At 35.1% G+C, this 18,813-nt stretch carries 16 protein-coding genes; 9 read left to right on the top strand and 7 right to left on the bottom strand.

What is annotated here, in order from left to right; genetic code table 11:
* Positions 1 to 29: 29 nt before the first annotated feature.
* A complete protein-coding gene (locus tag B9Y84_RS16150; protein ID WP_085518427.1) occupies positions 30 to 788 on the bottom strand; it encodes a peptidase associated/transthyretin-like domain-containing protein in 759 nt (252 codons plus the stop codon).
* A 279-nt stretch (positions 789 to 1,067) separates the two neighbouring features.
* Between B9Y84_RS16150 and B9Y84_RS16145 the strand changes: the two genes are divergently transcribed.
* The 8 genes from B9Y84_RS16145 (at position 1,068) to B9Y84_RS16110 (ending at position 11,041) form a co-directional block, all read left to right on the top strand.
* Positions 1,068 to 1,952: an ABC transporter ATP-binding protein gene (locus tag B9Y84_RS16145; RefSeq protein WP_085518426.1), complete on the top strand. Its 885-nt coding sequence runs from the start codon at positions 1,068 to 1,070 to the stop codon at positions 1,950 to 1,952.
* Positions 1,953 to 1,963: 11 nt separating this feature from the next.
* Positions 1,964 to 5,551: an ABC transporter permease/M1 family aminopeptidase gene (locus B9Y84_RS16140; protein WP_085518425.1), complete on the top strand. Its 3,588-nt coding sequence runs from the start codon at positions 1,964 to 1,966 to the stop codon at positions 5,549 to 5,551.
* A 103-nt stretch (positions 5,552 to 5,654) separates the two neighbouring features.
* A complete protein-coding gene (locus B9Y84_RS16135) occupies positions 5,655 to 6,917 on the top strand; it encodes a hypothetical protein (RefSeq protein WP_085518424.1) in 1,263 nt (420 codons plus the stop codon).
* 266 nt (positions 6,918 to 7,183) lie between these two features.
* Positions 7,184 to 7,435 (top strand): hypothetical protein, encoded by a 252-nt coding sequence (locus B9Y84_RS16130; protein WP_085518423.1) that lies wholly within the window; start codon positions 7,184 to 7,186, stop codon positions 7,433 to 7,435.
* Positions 7,436 to 7,508: 73 nt separating this feature from the next.
* Positions 7,509 to 8,711 (top strand): carboxypeptidase-like regulatory domain-containing protein, encoded by a 1,203-nt coding sequence (locus tag B9Y84_RS16125; protein WP_085518422.1) that lies wholly within the window; start codon positions 7,509 to 7,511, stop codon positions 8,709 to 8,711.
* A 215-nt stretch (positions 8,712 to 8,926) separates the two neighbouring features.
* A complete protein-coding gene (locus B9Y84_RS16120) occupies positions 8,927 to 9,418 on the top strand; it encodes a hypothetical protein (protein WP_085518421.1) in 492 nt (163 codons plus the stop codon).
* A 10-nt stretch (positions 9,419 to 9,428) separates the two neighbouring features.
* Positions 9,429 to 9,896 carry a DUF2147 domain-containing protein gene (locus B9Y84_RS16115; protein ID WP_085518420.1) on the top strand — a complete coding sequence of 156 codons (468 nt, stop codon included), beginning with the start codon at positions 9,429 to 9,431 and terminating at the stop codon, positions 9,894 to 9,896.
* 8 nt (positions 9,897 to 9,904) lie between these two features.
* Positions 9,905 to 11,041 (top strand): DUF6268 family outer membrane beta-barrel protein, encoded by a 1,137-nt coding sequence (locus B9Y84_RS16110; RefSeq protein ID WP_085518419.1) that lies wholly within the window; start codon positions 9,905 to 9,907, stop codon positions 11,039 to 11,041.
* Positions 11,042 to 11,127: 86 nt separating this feature from the next.
* On the opposite strand, the gene B9Y84_RS16105 is transcribed toward B9Y84_RS16110, so the two are convergent.
* The 6 genes from B9Y84_RS16105 to B9Y84_RS16080 form a co-directional block, all read right to left on the bottom strand.
* Positions 11,128 to 11,973: a universal stress protein gene (locus tag B9Y84_RS16105; RefSeq protein WP_085518418.1), complete on the bottom strand. Its 846-nt coding sequence runs from the start codon at positions 11,971 to 11,973 to the stop codon at positions 11,128 to 11,130.
* An 82-nt stretch (positions 11,974 to 12,055) separates the two neighbouring features.
* Complete coding sequence (locus B9Y84_RS16100) at positions 12,056 to 12,952, bottom strand: 1,4-dihydroxy-2-naphthoate polyprenyltransferase (RefSeq protein ID WP_085518417.1); 897 nt, start codon at positions 12,950 to 12,952, stop codon at positions 12,056 to 12,058.
* Between the two features lie 2 nt (positions 12,953 to 12,954).
* The gene (locus B9Y84_RS16095) at positions 12,955 to 13,479 is read right to left on the bottom strand and encodes a glutathione peroxidase (protein WP_085518416.1); all 525 of its coding nucleotides are present in this window, start codon (positions 13,477 to 13,479) and stop codon (positions 12,955 to 12,957) included.
* 90 nt (positions 13,480 to 13,569) lie between these two features.
* On the bottom strand, positions 13,570 to 15,360 hold the full coding sequence (gene argS / locus B9Y84_RS16090; RefSeq protein WP_085518415.1) for an arginine--tRNA ligase: 1,791 nt from the start codon (positions 15,358 to 15,360) through the stop codon (positions 13,570 to 13,572).
* Positions 15,361 to 15,396: 36 nt separating this feature from the next.
* Positions 15,397 to 16,341 (bottom strand): citrulline utilization hydrolase CtlX, encoded by a 945-nt coding sequence (gene ctlX, locus B9Y84_RS16085; protein ID WP_085518414.1) that lies wholly within the window; start codon positions 16,339 to 16,341, stop codon positions 15,397 to 15,399.
* Between the two features lie 31 nt (positions 16,342 to 16,372).
* On the bottom strand, positions 16,373 to 17,290 hold the full coding sequence (locus tag B9Y84_RS16080) for a dimethylarginine dimethylaminohydrolase family protein (RefSeq protein WP_085518413.1): 918 nt from the start codon (positions 17,288 to 17,290) through the stop codon (positions 16,373 to 16,375).
* A gap of 120 nt (positions 17,291 to 17,410) precedes the next feature.
* Here B9Y84_RS16080 and B9Y84_RS16075 point away from each other — a divergent pair, with 120 nt between their 5' ends.
* Positions 17,411 to 18,799, top strand: coding sequence for a type III PLP-dependent enzyme domain-containing protein (locus B9Y84_RS16075; RefSeq protein WP_085518412.1), 1,389 nt, complete (start codon positions 17,411 to 17,413; stop codon positions 18,797 to 18,799).
* The last annotated feature ends 14 nt before the right edge of the window (positions 18,800 to 18,813 follow it).

Here is an 18,813-nt window from a genome sequence, read left to right as displayed (position 1 = left end):
GGAGTTATGATTTTCAGGTTTTATAGAATTTAGTTTTCTTTATTTAGTAGTTGATATTCCTTAAACTCTTCCTTAATTCTCTCCGCAATTTCATATTCTGAAGCGCTATTAATAAATGAATCAGCTAGATCCATGAAATGGATAAAGTTTGTTAGTTCATCGCTTTCTAATTTGGTAAGGGAAGCTACTAATGTTCTATTATATTTTTTATCTCTAATCAAAGAGTTATCTAAATCCGCTTGAATTGCCCAATATTTGACTTTTTCTTGAAACTTTCCATTTAGTTTGGACGCGGTATATTTCAGTGGATTTGAAATTGCATAACCTAAGCCATTAATTACTCTTTTATCATAAATTACTGGAATATTTGGCATGATTTTACCAGGTGTTACACCGAAGGGTACCAGTTTGCCATTATCCTGCATCGGCATTGCTATCAGTTTTTTACGAAAGTCATTTGCAGTCTTTGGGAGGTTGCTTACGATCACTTCTTCAAGCTGAATTAGATTTGGTTTCAGTAAGATTGATATTCTGCTTGTTGTGTTGATAATAAATCGCTTGGTTATATAATTAATATTGCTCACTACCAAGGTGTCACCTATATCGCCCTCTACTCTGAAATTCCCCATCTCTGAGGAAATGGCCATTTTATTCTTAGAAATATTCACAATATGTGCGCCTTCTATACTTAAACCATCCTCGGATGATTGTACAATACCTGTTAAAGTTTGATTATAAGCTGATTGGATTGTTAAAAAAGATAGTAGAAGGTAAAAAGCTGATTTCATGTATTAGCAGGCATTTTTATTGAATACTCACCTATAAACTAAAAGTGAGTATTTATATTATGTATCTTTTTAAATAGTTTTTAATAAAAAGAAAAATGGTTTGCTTGGTCTTAGCTCAAAAATACTTCATTTTAAGCCTTAACCATTTATCCTATTTAATTTCCTTTAATCTTTTATATGAAAGGTAGATGTAAGTTTCGTAATAAATATTATTTTTCGAGTTACTAATGTATCGATTAGTGCATCTATATACTGAGATTTAAATTTAAAAAAAGGAACATGAGTAAACTTACTATCAGCCAACTTTCGAAAACCTATCCGAATGGCGTAAAAGCATTAGATAATATCAATTTAGAAATTGATAACGGCATGTTTGGTCTATTAGGGCCTAACGGTGCAGGAAAATCTTCTTTAATGAGAACTCTAGCTACTTTACAAGAAGCAGATACAGGCAGTGCCCATTTAGATGGAATTGATATTTTAAACCAGCCCGATGAACTACGTAAAGTCTTGGGCTATTTGCCACAGGAATTTGGGGTGTATCCTAGGATAACAGCTGAACAACTGCTGGATCATATGGCGATTTTGAAAGGCATCTCTAAAAAGTCCGAGCGCAAGGAAATGGTGAAATACCTTTTGGATAAAGTGAATCTTTATGATAAAAGAAGTAAAGCGATCAAAGGGTTTTCAGGAGGAATGAAACAAAGAGTCGGCATTGCTCAGGCTTTGATTGGAGATCCAAAATTGATAATAGTAGATGAGCCAACTGCAGGCTTAGATCCAAGTGAAAGAAATAGATTTTATAATTTGCTGGCTGATGTTGGAGAGAAAGTAGTAGTGATTTTATCTACCCATATTGTCGATGATGTTCGAGAACTATGTACCAATATGGCTATTATGAACCTGGGAGAAATCGTTTTCCAAGGCGCGCCACAAAAGGCTATTGAAGATTTAACGGGAAAAGTTTATCAAAAAATAGTGAAGCGAGAAGAATTAGATGGATATGCTAAAGAATATTCAATTATATCTAATAAAATGGTGGGTGGTAGACCTCTCATTCACGTGTTCAGTGAAAGTAATCCAGGCGATGGCTTTGAGCAGGTTCAGCCAAATTTAGAAGATGTATTCTTCTCCAAAATCAATACTTCTAACATTTTAGTATAAACTCATCAGTCATGTTTAAACACTTTTTTACAACAGAATTAAAGTACACTTTTAAGCAGCCGATGATTTATATATTCACGGCTTTGTTAGGTCTATTGGTCTTTTTTGCGGTGGTCAGCGACAACGTGACCATTGGAGGCTCAATAGGTAATGTGTACAGGAATGCACCTCATATCATTGCGGTTTACACTGGAGTGATGACCATATTTGGTCTGATTATAGCTACTGCCTTTTTTAATAATGCGGCTTTGCGAGACTATCAAAATCAATTCAATGAAATATTGTTTAGTACGCCCATCAAAAAAGCAGGCTATTTTTTTGGTCGCTTCTTTGGTGCACTAATTCTAGCTACTGTCCCCATGTTGGGTGTGTTTCTTGGTATCTTGATTGGCTCTGCATTAGCGCCTATTTTTGGCTGGATTGAAGCCGATCGTTTTGGGGCTTTTTATCTTTCTTCCTTTATCAATAACTACTTTTTCATAGTCTTGCCCAATATGTTTTTTGCAGGGGCCATCATTTTTGCTTTTGCGAATATTTGGAAAAACACGGTGATCTCATTTGTGGGAGCATTGGCGGTTATAGTTGCCTATATTATATCCGGAACCTTAATGTCAGACATTGAAAACGAGAGCATGGCAGCACTTTTAGATACGTTTGGCATCAGGACTTATTCCTTTATGTCGAAGTATTATACGCCAGTGGAGAAGAATTCATTAGGATTGCAGTTGACTCCCATTCTACTTTACAATAGGTTGCTTTGGTTTGGAGTAGGCTTGATTATTCTTCTAGCCTCTTATTTTAGTTTTAGCTTCCAACAAAAAAATAAAAAAGTAAAAGCAGAAAAGAAGGAGAAGGCAATCAAAAGAGAGCCATTTATTTTGCCAAAAGTGTCCATAAACTTTTCTTCGGCAACATCATTGAAGCAGTTTCGAAGCTTTTTCTATATTAATTTCCTAAGTATCATCAAAAGCACCACTTTTAAGATTTTGATCATTTTCAGTTTGTTAATGCTGATTTCAAATTTAGCTGGAGGATTTGAATATTTCGGATTGCAGTCTTATCCGGTCACCTATAAAATGCTGGATGTTATTTCTAGTGTTTCCGGTCTGTTCACCATTATCATTGTGGTTTTCTTCAGTGGGGAATTGATTTGGCGAGATAAGGATAATAACATCAATGAAGTGATAGATGCCACTCCGCATCAGTCTTTTACTTCATTAATAGCAAAAGTGAGTAGTTTGGTGGCTATCACCGTTGTACTGTATGCCTTCTTTGTATTAAGTGCTGTGATTTATCAATTAGGATCAGGGTATAGCAGAATTGAATTAGGTTTATACTTCAGCGACTTTTTCATCAGCTACCTAGGCTATTATATAATTTACAGTATGGTGATGGTGCTGATTCACGCCATGGTCAGTAATAAATATATTGGGTATTTCATTTCTATAATCTTAATTTTTGCTTTAGATATTTTACTATTAATTGTAGATGTTCAAAGTAATATGATTTCGTTAGGGGCTACTCCAAGAATCATCTATTCCGATATGAATGCCTTTGGGCCAGCTTTAATTAGCTCAATTTGGTTCAATTTCTATTGGATTTCCTTTGCACTGATTTGTTTGTTTTTGGCAACTATGATTTGGAAAAGAGGAACTCAAGCCAATTTTAAAGAAAAAGTGCAGCTGATGAGAAAGAGCATGCCTAAGTCCTTTAAGATTAGTTTTTTCTTGGTGATTGCTTTATGGTTATCCTTATCGGGCTTTGTGTTCTACAATACTCAAATGATAAATACTTATGATACTTCAGATGAAAGAGAACTGCAAGCAGTAGAGTATGAAAAGACCTATAAAAAGTATGAAGACATGGCCATGCCAAAAATCGGGGAAATTGACTATTTTATTGATATTTTTCCATACCAAAGGGATGTGAAGGTAAAAGCGGAAGTCTTATTTACAAATGAAACGGATGTAGCGATCGATTCTCTTCATTTCAGCTGTAATCCTGCATGGGACACAGAGATCTTGATAGAAGGAGCAGAATTGGTTTTTGAAGATGAGGAATTTGATTATCGAATTTACAAATTGGCTCAGCCCTTTCAGCCCGGAGATAGCATGAGAGCTACTATTTTGAATAATTATATTACCAAAGGCTTTGAAAATCAGGTGAGCAATACTTCGATAGTGGAAAATGGAACCTTTTTGAATAATTTTGAAGTGTTACCTTCTCTAGGCTACAATTCAAGAGCTGAGATAAGCGACAATAATACTCGTAAAAAATATGATTTGCCTGAAAAAGAGCGGATGCCTGCTTTAGAAGAAAATTGTGGACCTGCTTGCGATAAAAACTATTTAACGAATGGCTTGTCAGACTTCATTGAGGTAGAAACTGTGATTTCTACAGCGTCAGATCAAATTGCCATAGCCCCAGGAAGTTTATTGAGAGAATGGGAAGAAGATGGTAGAAAGTATTTTCATTACAAAGTAGATCATCCGTCTATGAATTTTTATTCGTTCATTTCTGCACGATTTGAGGTTTCCAGAGAAAAGTGGAATGATGTAGATATTGAAGTTTACTATGATAAAAAGCATGAGGTAAATGTGCCTAAAATGCAATCAGCTATCAGAAAATCACTTCAATATTATACGGATAACTTTGGTCCTTATTATCACAAGCAAAGTAGAATAATTGAGTTTCCCAGATATTCTACATTTGCCCAAGCCTTCCCGGGTACGATGCCCTATTCAGAATCTTTTGGATTTGTAATTGATTTAGAAGATGAAACGGAGAATAATGTGATAGACGCGGTTATTGCTCATGAAATTGCTCACCAATATTGGGCGCATCAAGTGATTGGAGCGGCAATGCAAGGAAGCACTATGTTTAGTGAAGGCTTTTCTGAATATTCATCTTTAATGACTATGAAAAATGAAACCGATGATCCTATGAAAATGCGAGAGTTTAATAAATACAATCATAATCGTTATTTAAGAGGAAGAAGTGGTGAATTGGAAAAAGAATTACCGCTGTATAGGGTAGAGAATCAAGGTTATATTCATTATGGGAAAGGGAGCGTTGTCCTTTTTGCTTTACAGGATTACATAGGAGAAGAGAATGTGAACAAAGCTATGCGAGCTTTCCTAGAGGAGTATCGCTATAAAGGTCCCCCATATCCGACCTCTCTTGATTTTCTCGAGTATTTAGAGCCTCAGGTTCCAGATTCCATGAAATATTTAATTGATGACTGGTTTAAGGAAATCACTTTGTACGACAATAGAATGACAGATGCTAGCTATCGAAAAATAGAGGATGGCGTTTACGAGGTCAACTTAAAAGTAGAAAGCAAGAAAATAAAAGCTGATAGTTTGGGTAATGAAACTAATGTTCCCATTAATGACTGGATTGATATTGGTTTATTTGCTGATGCCGAAGAAGAAGATTTAATGTTCCAAAAGAGAGTTAAAATCGATCAAGAAGAAATGGATTTCACTTTTGTGGTGGACACCATTCCTGCTAAAGCTGGAATTGACCCCAGACACTTGTTGATTGACAGAGTCTTTAAGGACAATATTAAAAGTGTGAAAGAGAAATTAGCTCAGTAAAAAAAATAAAAATAGCTTTAGTGAAAACTAAGGCTATTTTTTTCAACCATAGGATCAGAAATTCTTTTTTTTATCTTTGCTGCCTAAATGAAAGGTGCCATAAATGAAAAAGCTTAGTTACTTAGGATATTTAATTTTATCAATTCTCTTTTTGAGTTGCAATACAGATGACGGTCTTCTAGTTAGTCTTGATGAGATAGTTACTGATAAGGAAGAGATCATGCTCGGTGATTCAATATTGTTAAAAGGAGAAAATTTACATAAAGTATCTTTCGTATTTCTTTCAGGTGCGGGGATAGATATTGAAGCAAATCACCTTAATTTACTCAATGCAGCTGGTAAAGGTGATTCAAGAGATTGGAAGGAAAATGAATTACTTCTATATGTGCCCTTTTATTCACAATTACTAGGTAGTACTGTTGAGATAATTCTCGACTTTAAGGAAAATATTTCTGATGGGGGATTATACAATAAATATGAAAGTGGGAAAAAAATTGAAGTATCCCTCCCAACCATAAGATCTGTTTCGGAAAATACACTCAGCGAGTCGCAGCCTGTTGATATAGTATTAGATAATTTTAATAAAGGTTATGAATTTATGCTACGTATTCTTCAGCACCCTGATGGATCTAATCCTGATTACTTTTCTGTAGATTCTGAAATAATCGGTAATGATATTATTAGAATTCATAAAGTCGGTCAGGCGGCACCAGTAATTTTAGAATTTAATATTTATTCAGAAGACGGGTCTATAACCAGAACACATAAATTGGAAACTAGCAGAAGTATGAAAATGCATTATGCCTATAATCTGCCTACGGATCAGCCTTATGCCCCAGGCTCATTCATGTTAATTACAGGCGAGCATACAAATAAGATCAGTACCTTCTCAGAAGCTAAAGTGGGAGGTTATCCTGCACGTAAAGGTTATGATTGGCCGGGAGAAATTGGTGTTGTTATGCCTACTACTATTCCATTTAGTGATGGTGATAAATTTGAAATGGTACTTCCTAAGGAAAGTGGTTATTTAAATGTTGATAATTCTCATAATTATTTAGAGTTTGTAGAAGGTAAATACCGAATTGTTGAAGAAGAACAGGGATACATAAAAATTGAAACAAATGTATATTACAGAACACAATTTTTAAATTACGCAATTGTCACTTCCGAAAAAGATACTTTGTTGTTGGATTATTTGTCAGCTGAAGAGTACAATACTTCTTCAGGTATCAACCACGGTTATAAACTAAAAAAGCCAACCTTTTCTCAAGGGTTATCAATCGGTGCACACCAACTTTTAATATACACTGACGACAGGAAATATCAATTAAAACCAGCTGGTGATATAAGTTTTACTATGCAATAAATTTGATTCACTTTTTAAGATATGAAACCTGCCTTGTCTTGAAATAGGGATGGAAAGACGAGGCGACTGTGGTATCATTTGCATTGAAGAATTATAAAGGCTAGATATTGATTGAATCAAAAGCACCAGATTCTTCGAATAACTTCAACTGAAGATTGATTGGTTTTAAGGAAATAACTTTATACGATAACCGATTGACGGATGCCACTTATGAGATATTAGAAGATGGTGTTGATGAAGTCAATTTGAGAGTGTAAAGTCTAAAAATGAAAGCTGATAGTTTGGGTAATGAAACTAATGTTCCCATTAATGACTGGATTGATATTGGTTTATTTGCTGATGCCGAAGAAGAAGATTTAATGTTCCAAAAGAGAGTTAAAATCGATCAAGAAGAAATGGATTTCACTTTTGTGGTGGACACCATTCTTGCTAAAGCTGGAATTGACCCCAGACACTTGTTGATTGACAGAGTCTTTAAGGACAATATTAAAAGTGTGAAAGAGAAATTAGCTCAGTAAAAAAAAATAAAAATAGCTTTAGTAAAAACTAAGGCTATTTTTTTTTCTACTATTTTAGTGCAAAAAAATTCCAATGCGCACTACAGTACTCTTTTGCATGTTGAAAATTTTATTTGTGCTACATACTGATGCGCAAACAATCGAAGGTCGTATTCTTGATAAAAAGAATTCAGATTCTATTCCCTCTGCACATATCTATTCAGAAAGGTACGGAATAGGTACCATTAGTAATGAAAACGGGGAGTTTTCCATTTCACTTCCCAAAGCCCAGTTCCCACTTGAATTAGTCATTTCACATATTTCCTATGAAAGTAAAGCGATGATTGTGAATGATCCAAAGCAATCTGTCATTGTTCAGTTAGAGAGTAACAATATCATTTTAGAAGAAGTGGTAGTAGACGCAAGAGCGAGGATTATAGCCGAAAAAGTAAAAGAAATTTTGTCGAGTAAGGAAGAGAAATATGGTAGAGTATTTTACCGCCAGTTTACCACTACAGATACCATATCTACTGAATTTGTAGAATCTTTCTACAATATAGCTTACAGCAAATCAGGCATTAGTAAATTGAAAATTAAACAGGCACGATATGCTAGGAAAAAAGAAGGAGATTTTATTTTCACAAATTTCCCGTTTCTAAGCTTTTTTCCGCTCTATTTAAAAGATTCTTCTGAAATCAAGATGCCGTTTTCTACTGTTTTTGATGAGTATCGATTTGTAGTAGAGGAAAAATATAGGAAGAATAATGAAGAAATTGTAAAGGTGAAGTGCATTCCCCCTGTCAAAACGATTCCATCTGATTCAAATGAAGTATGGCTTAATGCCGTATTTACGTTTAATGTAACCCAAGAATATTTACTTGACTACTCTGCTAATCTTTCTCATGGTTTAGGCGCAGATAATTTGATTCCGTTAACGGTAGATTCTGTTTTTCTTTCGGCTAGTAATCCCCGGCATTCATGGTATTACAGCTTTTCAGAACAAGCTAATCACGATCTGAATTATATCGAAGTTGACTACACTTTTGATTTACAAGTCAATGAAGAAGTCCTAAAAGCAACTGTGAATTCGAGGGCAGTGCTTTTTGAAAAAAATACGAAGAGATTTAGAGGTCTGAGAGAGCCTTCTCTAGAACTTGAAGATTTAAAGTCCGTCTCAAACGTCAGATATAAAAAACGATTTTGGAAGGATAATCCTATAATTAAATTAACATCCGAAGAAGAAGAAATCATTCAAACTTTCGAGGATGAAAATGCATTCGGAACTTATTTTAAATAAATTCTATCCCATTCAAATAAGTTATTACTTCTGCAATCAAAACGTTTTTACCTCGGGCAAGTCGCAAAGCATTCAATTGTAGTTTATAATAATTCTTTATAATTGTCATAACAAAATTTCATAACGTTAAATCGTGATTTGTAGAAGAATATTATATTATTTTCGATTTTGGTTTGATTAATAATTTATTTTTTAGGTTTATAACGAAATAATATATGAAGAAATCACTTACCGTAAGTTTAGTTGTTTTATTATGTTTCCTAATTTCTTGTAGTGAAACAGAGAAAAAAACAATCACCTCAACTAGTGTTGCAATGATTGAAGAGTATGCTATGGAAGGATCCAATACCCTAACCGGAGTTTGGGAGGTTGACTTAGCTGGCATAAATATTGATAATATTGAATCTGCAAAGGTCACAAGCATCAAAATGGAGATGGTAGAGCCTGAAAAATCAGATATTTTGGCTGAAATAATTATGCAACTTGCGGCATCTGGCACTAATATGCAAAGAGTAGCATTGTTAAACCCTGTTCCTGAGAACAGCTCCTCAATTGATTTATCAATAGCCGAAGAGCAAGAAAATCTGGTAGACCTCCTAAAACAAAAGGAAGTCACTTTTGTGGCAGATGTTAATTTGAAAGAGGATCCTAAGGGTACAATTTCGATTACAACAGTTATAGAATTTGAATTAGAAGTTAAACAATAAAAAAGAGACTATGAAACGGTTAATATTGATATTTTTGGCAGTAGCAGCTACTACTTATTTTGCTACTCCAGTAAAAGCTCAAGACAAAGAAGGGGCAGATGCTTTGATAGGAATTTGGGAACCTAGCCATGGAAAAGCAAGAATTAAAATCGATAAGATTGCAGATAAGTATTATGGAAGAATCGTCTGGTTGAAAGAGCCAAATGATCCTGTTACTGGAGAGCCAAAATTGGATAAAAACAATCCTGACGAATCTATGCATTCTGCTCCATTAAGAGGTTACAGAATGTTGAAAGACTTTGAATATCAAGGGGATGGAGAATGGTCAGAAGGAACAATCTATGATCCGGAAAATGGCAATACTTATAGTTCTGTTATCAAGTTAAAGGATGAAAACACACTTGATATTCGCGGCTACATTGGCATGAAGACTTTTGGGCGTTCTGATGTTTGGAAGAGGCTTAAAATTAAAAGGTGATTTGTGATATGAGACAGATAAATCGTATTGCAATAGCCACATTCTTTATAACAGGGTTTTCTTTTGCTCAAGTTTTCGCCCAAGAAGAAGGTCAAGAGGAGGAAATCGATTGGGATGCATATGGAGAAGTAGAGTATGCAGGAGGAGAATCGAAAACCTTCGCGAATGCTAAAATTGTAGGTTTAAGCCCTGCTAGGTTTGTAACTATTGGATATGAGCAACAGATGCCTTATACGGTTCAATACTCTACTATTCAAAAAGATGGTTATAGTTTTGACCAAGATAGACAAGATGCTATCGATAATAATCTTGGAGAAGAAGGGGAGGTTACGTACACAGGAGGATTGAGAATTAATGCCAATATACCTGTCATATCCACTAATTCCTTTATTTGGCAGATGGGTTTTAATTATATGCAAACTGCTTATCGATTCAGTGAAGGCGGTGCTGTGGAAGGTGGCTTGAAGGAACAATTAGATGGTAGAAGCTTACATACCACTGGTCTATTCACTACTTTATATAAGCCCCTAAATGAGACTAACTTTTTGCTTTTGCAGGCGCAGGCTGATATGAGTGGCGACTATACTTTAGATAATCTAGGAGATCAGTACTTGAGGTATTCTGCAGCTGTTTTATTTGGAAAGCGCCCACATGATCGCTTACAATGGGCAGTTGGTCTGAGTAGAACCTACAGAGTAGGTGCTCCGAATTATATTCCAGTTGCTATGTATAATTATACATCAGAGAATCGTAAATGGGGTATTGAAGCATTGCTACCAGCAAGAGCAGCTTACAGATATAATATCAATCAAACTAGTTTGATATTGGCAGGCTTTGCATTGGAAGGAGCAAGTTATAGAATAGGAGAATTATCTAACCCTACTGATGGAGAAATTAGTAGTTTTGAAATACGTAGAGGGGAGATTAAGGCAAGAGTTGAATATCAGAGACAACTGGTTGGTTTTTTCTGGTGGTCAGTGCAAGCGGGTGTTCGAATAGATTATTCATATGATGCGGATTATTTGGATAATGGAGATGAAACTTTAAGAGTTTTTGGAATTTTAGGAGATGCCCCTTTTTCCATGAGGAATTCGCTCGGACCAGCGCCTTATTTTAATTTGTCTATTAGCTTTGTAAGTCCCTAGTTCAAGGGTGCCTCAGATTTTGAAGATGAAAAAAGGCTTAAGCAATCCAATGCTTAAGCCTTTTTAACTTTAATCAATAAAAAAATTTAATCTCCTATCTTCAATGTAAGTACTGGTCTTTTAGAATGATTCACTACATCTTCTGCGATACTACCACTTAGCAAATGCATTAAGCCTTTTCTACCGTGAGTTCCCATTGCTATTAAATCAATTTTATTCTCTTTAGCAAATTCTAAGATTCCTTCTTCTTCATTGATCCCATTATGAATATGCTTTTCAGCCTCTAAACCATTGTTCTTCATGTATTCATCCATTCGGTTGTAGGTGGTAGTTGAAGACTCAAAGTTATTTGGGGTATTTATTTTTAATAAATGAATCTTAGCATAGGATAAATGTGCAATCTCCTTCATTTTAGCTGCTAATTCCTTATCATCATTCTTTAGTGAAGTAGCGAATACTATATTATCAATATTTGCTAAGCTAATTTCTTTTTTCAATGTCAGAACTGGGCATTTAGCATTTCTCACAACTTTTTCAGCATTAGAACCAATAAGGATTTCGTCTACCCCGCTGCTGCCACTGGTTCCCATGATAATCATCTCTGGTTCGTATTCATTTACTATGCTAGAGATATTATAATATGTATTACCTGCTTTTAATTCAGTTTTGAGATTAACATCTTCTAATAAGTCGTCCTCTTTTAGCGCTTTGAGTTTCTTTTTGCCTTGCTCAATCATTTTCATTACAAAAACACCTTCCATTCCATCAATATTTGTAGCTTCCCCCATCGTATTAAAGGATGTTTGACCAGGGATTTCTACTACATGCAAGACTGTTAATTCAGCATCTGTTTTTTTTGCAATTTCTACAGCTAATTTCAATGCGTATTTAGCTTGATCTGAAAAGTCGGTTGGGACCAATATTTTTTTCATAGTGTTATAGTTTTCTTTAGTTGTTCATTTGAATATACGAATCTTATATCAAAATGATTAAAAAAGGACTACAAATTATCCTTTACAGTGCTAAAATTGAAATGCCAAATAAGATTACAAATAGAAGTGTTGATAAGGCTAAAATTTTTAGTTGAGGATCAAATTCTTTTGAACTTTCTGCTTTATTCATATTCGATAAATGCTTTGCAAATAGGAAATAGCAAAAAACTAGATACAATACAGCTCTGTAATTGCTTGTTAAAAGCAAAAACACGATTGATGTTACTATTGCTGTGATGATAATAGTTGTATGATAAATTTTAGCTTTATGCACGCCTATTCTAACAGGTATACTATTCTTTCCAGCTAATTGATCAGACTTAATATCTCGTATATTATTCACATTCAAAACCCCAGTGGCAAACAGACCGCAACTGGCAGCTGGAAGTAAAATAAAAGGCTCGAAACTTTGAGCGTGGAGAAAGTACGTCCCGCAAACACCCAACAAGCCAAAAAATATAAAAACGGAAATATCTCCTAGTCCGCTGTAACCATAGGGTCTTTTCCCATTTGTGTAGGCTATAGCTGCTGCAATGGCTGCTAAACCTAGTGCTAGGAAAACATAAAATGTAATACTTCCAAGCCCTACTGAATAATGCAATAGTAGTATTCCGCTCACAAAGGATAATACTGCGAAAACTATGATTGAATTGAACATGGCCTTAGATGAAATGCTGCCCTGTTGCACACTTCTCTTTGGTCCTTCCCTGTCTACACTATCAGCACCATGAATGCTGTCTCCATAATCATTAGCCAAATTGGAAAGAATTTGAAGAAATAGAGTCGTAGTTAGGCTTAATATACAAACAGCTAAGCTGAAATACCCATAAAAAGCAGCCAAGAAACTGCCCATTCCGATACATGATAAAGCTAATGGTAAAGTCCTTAGCCTAAAGGCTTCCAACCAATTTTTAAGCATACTTACAGTTTTTCGGCTATCTCACCAGGATTTACAGATGAAGGATAAAAAGTAATTTCCTCGCCATCTTCAGAAACTAAATACTTACAAAAATTCCAAGTGGGTTCCTTTCCTGTTTTATCTTTGAGGAATTTGAATAGTGGGTGTTGATTTTTGCCTACTACTTCCATTTTGGAGAACATTGGAAAAGTAACACCATAGTTCTTTTCGCAAAAGCTAGCTATTTGCTGATCCGAACCAGGTTCTTGTCCTCCGAAATTATTTGCTGGAAAGCCTAGTACTGTGATTTGGTCACCAAATTCTTTATGTAATTGCTGTAAATCAGCATATTGAGGAGTGTAACCACATTCACTAGCCGTATTCACTATTAATAAATTCTTGCCTTTATAATCTGAGAAATCTACCATTTCGCTATCTAAAGATCGTATTTGAAAATCGTATATACTCATTGCTTTTTCGGTTTCATTTGAGTTTGTGAAAATAGATAAATTCAGCAGAAGAAACAGAATTTGGATGTGAATGTTCATGATTTTCGATTTTAGAAGTGATTAAGGTTATACTTTTTGATCTTAGCTTTGGCGCACTGACCTATTTTTTTTGTTAACTATCTGTTTACCCTACATCTTCGTAGGAGCTTCTGCTCCCAATAAATTCATTGATTTTTCAATCGTTTCAGCTACTATTCTGGAGAATCCTATTCGAAATGCCAGTGCATCTTGGTCTGATTCGTTGAAAATAGAAACCTCAGAGTAAAATTTATTGTAAGCTTTTGCTACTTCATAAACATAATTAGCAATTATAGAAGGGGCATATTCTCGTGCGGCCTCTTCTATTTTGCTTGGAAAATCCACTATTAATTGAAGAACATTTCCTTCTGTTGGTTCTAGTGAACTTAGTGTGTCACTGACTTTAGGCTCAATTCCTAATTGCTCTGCTTTTCTTAAAATAGCACATATTCTAGCATGCACATACTGAATAAAAGGTCCTGTATTTCCCTGAAAATCAATAGATTCTTCAGGATTAAACATCATTCGTTTTACAGGATCCACTTTTAACAAATAGTATTTCAATGCACCTAATCCCAACTGACGATATAGTTCTTGAGCTTCTGCTTCATTGAAACCATCAATTTTGCCCAATTCATCTGTTCTGCTTTTAGCAGTGGCAAACATATCTTCCATCAAATCATCTGCATCTACCACAGTACCTTCTCTGGATTTCATTTTACCCGTTGGCAAGTCTACCATGCCGTAGGACAGGTGGTAGCAATTCTCTGCCCATTTGTAGCCAAGTTTAGCTAAAATTATAAATAATACTTTAAAATGATATTCTTGTTCGTTGCCTACTGTATAAATTTGTTGTTCAATTTTCGGGAAGTCTCTGTAACGTAGAATAGCGGTTCCGATATCTTGCGTCATATAAACAGAAGTTCCATCTTTTCGGAGTAATAATTTCTCATCCAGTCCATCTTCAGTCAGATCGATCCAGACAGAACCATCTTCCTTTTTATAAGCCAAGCCTTCTTCAACCGCACGAAGTACTTCTTCTTTGCCTAATGAAAAAGTTTGAGATTCATAATACAGCTTATCAAAATCCACTCCCATGGTTTTATAAGTATTTTCAAACCCCTTATAAACCCATCCATTCATTTTCTCCCATAAGGCGTAGGTCTCAGGATCCTTTAGTTCCCATTTCAGCAACATATCCTGTGCTTCTTTTATGATGGGAGCTTCTTTCTCGGCTTCCTCTTTTGTCTTACCTGCTTCTATTAGCTCAGCAATCTGCCCTTTATACTTTTGGTCGAAAATGACATAGTATTTTCCTACCAGTTTATCACCTTTCAAGCCACTTGAATCGGGCGTTTCGCCTTCACCAAATTTCTGCCAAGCCACCATAGATTTACAGATATGAATCCCTCTATCGTTGATAATTTGCACTTTATGCACCTTGTTCCCGTTGGCCTTTAGAATTTGTGCAACAGAATAACCCAAGAAATTATTTCTCAAATGCCCCAAGTGCAAAGGTTTATTGGTGTTAGGAGACGAATATTCTACCATGACTTCTCTTCCAGTTTCTGCTTTGTAGCCGAAATTGGGAGTAGTCAAAATATCAGAAGCAATTTGCAACCATACCTTATCAGCAAATACAATATTTAAAAAACCTTTCACCACATTAAACCCACTTACCAATGCAGAATTCTCTTGCATGAATTCACCTATCGCTTTAGCGGTCTGTTCAGGGCTTAATTTTGAAAATCGTCCTAGTGGAAAGCATACTAGAGTGTGACTACCTTCGAATTCTTTCCTGGTAGGCTGAATTTGAATATGTGACTCATCCAAATCTTGATCAAATAAAGCTTTGAATGCTTTTAGGGATAATGCTTTAAGTTCTTCTGTTAAATTTAACATAATAGAGAATTATTTAATAAATGATGAATTGAATGATTAAGCTTTAGGTAAAAACACTTCTGCCATCATGCACCTAGCACTTCCACCACCAAGAGCTTCAATTGTATCTAATGAGCTGCTCAAAATTTCACAATGCTTTTCAATTCTTTTGATCTGTTCTTCATTTAATGCTTGATGAGCAGCTGCTGACATTACTAAATAAGGTTTTCCGTCCGTGCCATTCACTTGCAGCATATTACCTGCAAAATGATGTTTTTGTTCTTCGCTTATCTCAATCACCTCTTTTCCTGTCTTCTCGAGACTTTCAATGACTGCTTTTCTTTCTTCTATATTATCTATTGAATCGGCACATAAAATTGCTAGTTCATCTGCTATACACATCATCACATTTGTGTGATAAATAGGTAATCTTTTCCCATCAACTGTTTGATTAGCAATAAATTTTACTGCTGTATAATCAAATTTCTCACAAAACTCATCTAGAACCATTTCGTCAGTCCGAAGAGAAATGGCTATGTAGACAATTCTATTAGGCCTATCTAAAATCATACTACCAGTCCCTTCCAAAAAGCGATTCTCTGATTCGTGGCTTGAAAAATCTGCGATTTCAGTGATTTTGAACCCTTCTTTTGATTGGAAACTTTCTAGGATATCAGCTCGTCTTTCTAATCTTCTATTTTCCGCATACATTGGGTACAATCCTACTTTTCCATCTGCATGAAAGGAGACCCAATTGTTGGGAAATATGGAATCGGGAGTACTCGGTTCGGGAGTATCCTCTACAACGATCACATTAATTTTTTTGCTACGCAATTTTTCAACAAAGCCGTCAAATTCCTGAGCAGCTTTTAGTTGTATTTCGGATGCGCTTAATCCTTCTATTGACTTTTGATAATAATTATTGACAGCTGTTTGTTCATTAAATCTGAACTGAACTGGTCGAATCATCATGATGGTGTCCGTACTTTGTTTATTTTCCATTTGATTAAAATTTCAAAAAGATAAAAAATATTTAGTGAGCTCTTTCGAGCGGTAATGTTGAACATCTTAACAAACCTTCCATTTTGGAAATTTCAGCATAAGGTACTTTTTCTACAGTGAATCCTCTATCCTCCAAAATTCCAGCTAGTCGACTAAAGTTTTCTTCCAAGACCACCACTTTCGTACTTATGGAAAAAACATTAGAGTTCATTTCGTACATTTCATCTCTTGTGATGTGTATTAAATTTTCCTCTCCGAAATAATCTACTAGGTATTGGTATTCTTCCTCTATCTTAAATCCATCTTTGTATATAATAGCCTGATTTACTCCAATTGGCTGAAAACAACAATCAAGATGCAAAGCATTATCTTTAGCTACTTCATCTGACTTATTCAGTTGGAAACCTTTCACTGTTTTGTGAGGGAACTCTTTTGCTAAAAATTCTACACCTGCTTTATTGGTTCTGGAAACTATGTATTTGTCAAAGTCCTGGTTTTCTGAATAACCTACGAAAATGTGCTCCTTCCATGGCATTACATCGCCACCTTCAACGCGAACATCGTCTGGAACTGATACAATTTGGTCAGGATTGATTTCATCTAGAACATATTGAATTCCTTTAATCTCCTCTTTTCTGTCTTTCAAGATTCGAGGTTTGATGAACTTATCTTCAATTACAAATCCGATATCTCTAGAAAAAATTTGATTATAGTCGTTAATGATTTCAGGACGGTATACTTTAACATCATGCTTTTCTAAAACCTTTGCAAATGCTTCCATTTCCTTTACCATATCGGCTTCTTTGGGGTAAGTTCCTGCAGCAATATGTTCTTTAGATTTAGGGTCATAAGCATCATCCAAATTGGGCACATCTCCAATGCCCTTGGCAGTCCCTAATATCACTGCCCTCAAAGGGGAAGTCTCATCATTTACAAATACATTAATCATAAAAAATATTGAATTATTTAATAGAAAAAACCGAATGTTTCTGCGGTAAAATTTTAGTTTTGCAAAGATTGCAAATATAATTCAATATTGCATTTCAACAGCGTACTAAACTTTAGTTGAATGAAGAGTTACATCGATTTAATAGAGCAGACCTTTTATTGGCCTCAAAAAGAATTTAACGTAGAGGATAATGCCTTAAAATTTCATGACGTTCCGTTGATGGACATCATCGAAAAATATGGCACTCCTTTAAAATTGACTTATCTGCCTAAGATTAGTCAAAATATTAATCAAGCAAGAGAATATTTTGCTAATGCTTTTAAAAAATTAAATTACAAAGGAGAATATACTTACTGCTATTGCACTAAGTCTTCTCATTTCTCTTTTGTAATGGAAGAAGCCCTAAAAGCAGGAGTACATATGGAGACCTCTTCTTCCTTCGATATTCCAATTGTAAAGAAATTACATGAAAAGGGATTGTTGACTAAGCAACATTATGTAGTTTGTAATGGCTTCAAAAGGCCACTTTATAGGCAATATATTAATGAACTAATTAATGATGGTTTTGAAAATGTTGTTCCTGTATTGGATGACTTAAATGAGATTGACAGCTATGAGGCAGAAGCTAAAAAACCCTACAAAGTGGGAATTAGAATTGCTTCAGATGAAGAGCCTACTTTCGAATTTTATACAAGTCGGTTAGGAATTCGCTACAATGATGTGCTTGATTTGTATCAAAATAAAATTGCCAAAAGTGAGAAAGCAAAGTTGAAAATGTTGCACTTCTTCATCAATACAGGCATTAAAGACACTGCTTACTACTGGAGTGAATTAGGTCGTTTTGTCGATAAATATTGTGAGTTAAAGAAAATAGCTCCTGAATTAGATACTATTGACATAGGCGGTGGCTTCCCGATTAAAACCTCTTTAGGTTTTGAATATGACTACCAATACATGGTAGACCAGATTGTGGAAAATATCCAATGGATTTGTGAAAAAAATAATGTAGATACTCCTCACATTATGACAGAATTTGGTAGTTACACTGTAGGGGAAAGTGGCGCCACTATTTATTCCATATTAGACCAAAAATTGCAAAATGATAAGGAGCTTTGGTATATGATCGATGGCTCTTTTATTACGCATTTGCCAGATGTTTGGGGTTTAAACCAAAAATTCATATTAATGGCGATCAACAATTGGAACGAACCATTTCATAAGGTGAAATTGGGCGGTTTAACTTGTGATTCTATGGATTATTATAATTCTGAAGCACATTCTTTTGAAGTGTTCTTGCCAAAAGTAGAAAGAAATGATAAGCAATATGTTGGGTTTTTCCACACAGGTGCTTATCAAGAATCATTAGGTGGATACGGTGGTATCCAGCACTGTTTGATTCCTGCCCCTAAGCATGTGTTGGTGAATAAGGATGAAGAGGGAAATATAACCACTAAGCTGTTTGCCGAGGAGCAAACAAGCGAAAGTATGTTGAATATTTTGGGCTACTAATTTAATACGCTTAA

The sequence above is a fragment of the Marivirga sericea genome, from assembly GCF_900177665.1.
Classification (GTDB): Bacteria; Bacteroidota; Bacteroidia; order Cytophagales; family Cyclobacteriaceae; genus Marivirga; species Marivirga sericea.
Note: the sequence above shows the minus strand (reverse complement) of the source record. Positions and strands in the feature narration are given on the sequence as shown.

Bases quoted from the DNA above. Each gene is read 5' to 3' on its own strand.
- B9Y84_RS16120 (WP_085518421.1), top strand. From the start codon at position 8,927: ATGAAGAAATCACTTACCGTAAGTTTAGTTGTTTTATTATGTTTCCTA.
- ctlX (WP_085518414.1), bottom strand. From the start codon at position 16,341: ATGGAAAATAAACAAAGTACGGACACCATCATGATGATTCGACCAGTT.
- B9Y84_RS16140 (WP_085518425.1), top strand. From the start codon at position 1,964: ATGTTTAAACACTTTTTTACAACAGAATTAAAGTACACTTTTAAGCAG.
- B9Y84_RS16145 (WP_085518426.1), top strand. From the start codon at position 1,068: ATGAGTAAACTTACTATCAGCCAACTTTCGAAAACCTATCCGAATGGC.
- B9Y84_RS16135 (WP_085518424.1), top strand. From the start codon at position 5,655: ATGAAAAAGCTTAGTTACTTAGGATATTTAATTTTATCAATTCTCTTT.
- B9Y84_RS16095 (WP_085518416.1), bottom strand. From the start codon at position 13,479: ATGAACATTCACATCCAAATTCTGTTTCTTCTGCTGAATTTATCTATT.
- B9Y84_RS16115 (WP_085518420.1), top strand. From the start codon at position 9,429: ATGAAACGGTTAATATTGATATTTTTGGCAGTAGCAGCTACTACTTAT.
- B9Y84_RS16100 (WP_085518417.1), bottom strand. From the start codon at position 12,952: ATGCTTAAAAATTGGTTGGAAGCCTTTAGGCTAAGGACTTTACCATTA.
- B9Y84_RS16080 (WP_085518413.1), bottom strand. From the start codon at position 17,290: ATGATTAATGTATTTGTAAATGATGAGACTTCCCCTTTGAGGGCAGTG.
- B9Y84_RS16150 (WP_085518427.1), bottom strand. From the start codon at position 788: ATGAAATCAGCTTTTTACCTTCTACTATCTTTTTTAACAATCCAATCA.
- argS (WP_085518415.1), bottom strand. From the start codon at position 15,360: ATGTTAAATTTAACAGAAGAACTTAAAGCATTATCCCTAAAAGCATTC.
- B9Y84_RS16130 (WP_085518423.1), top strand. From the start codon at position 7,184: ATGAAAGCTGATAGTTTGGGTAATGAAACTAATGTTCCCATTAATGAC.
- B9Y84_RS16105 (WP_085518418.1), bottom strand. From the start codon at position 11,973: ATGAAAAAAATATTGGTCCCAACCGACTTTTCAGATCAAGCTAAATAC.
- B9Y84_RS16075 (WP_085518412.1), top strand. From the start codon at position 17,411: ATGAAGAGTTACATCGATTTAATAGAGCAGACCTTTTATTGGCCTCAA.
- B9Y84_RS16110 (WP_085518419.1), top strand. From the start codon at position 9,905: ATGAGACAGATAAATCGTATTGCAATAGCCACATTCTTTATAACAGGG.
- B9Y84_RS16125 (WP_085518422.1), top strand. From the start codon at position 7,509: ATGCGCACTACAGTACTCTTTTGCATGTTGAAAATTTTATTTGTGCTA.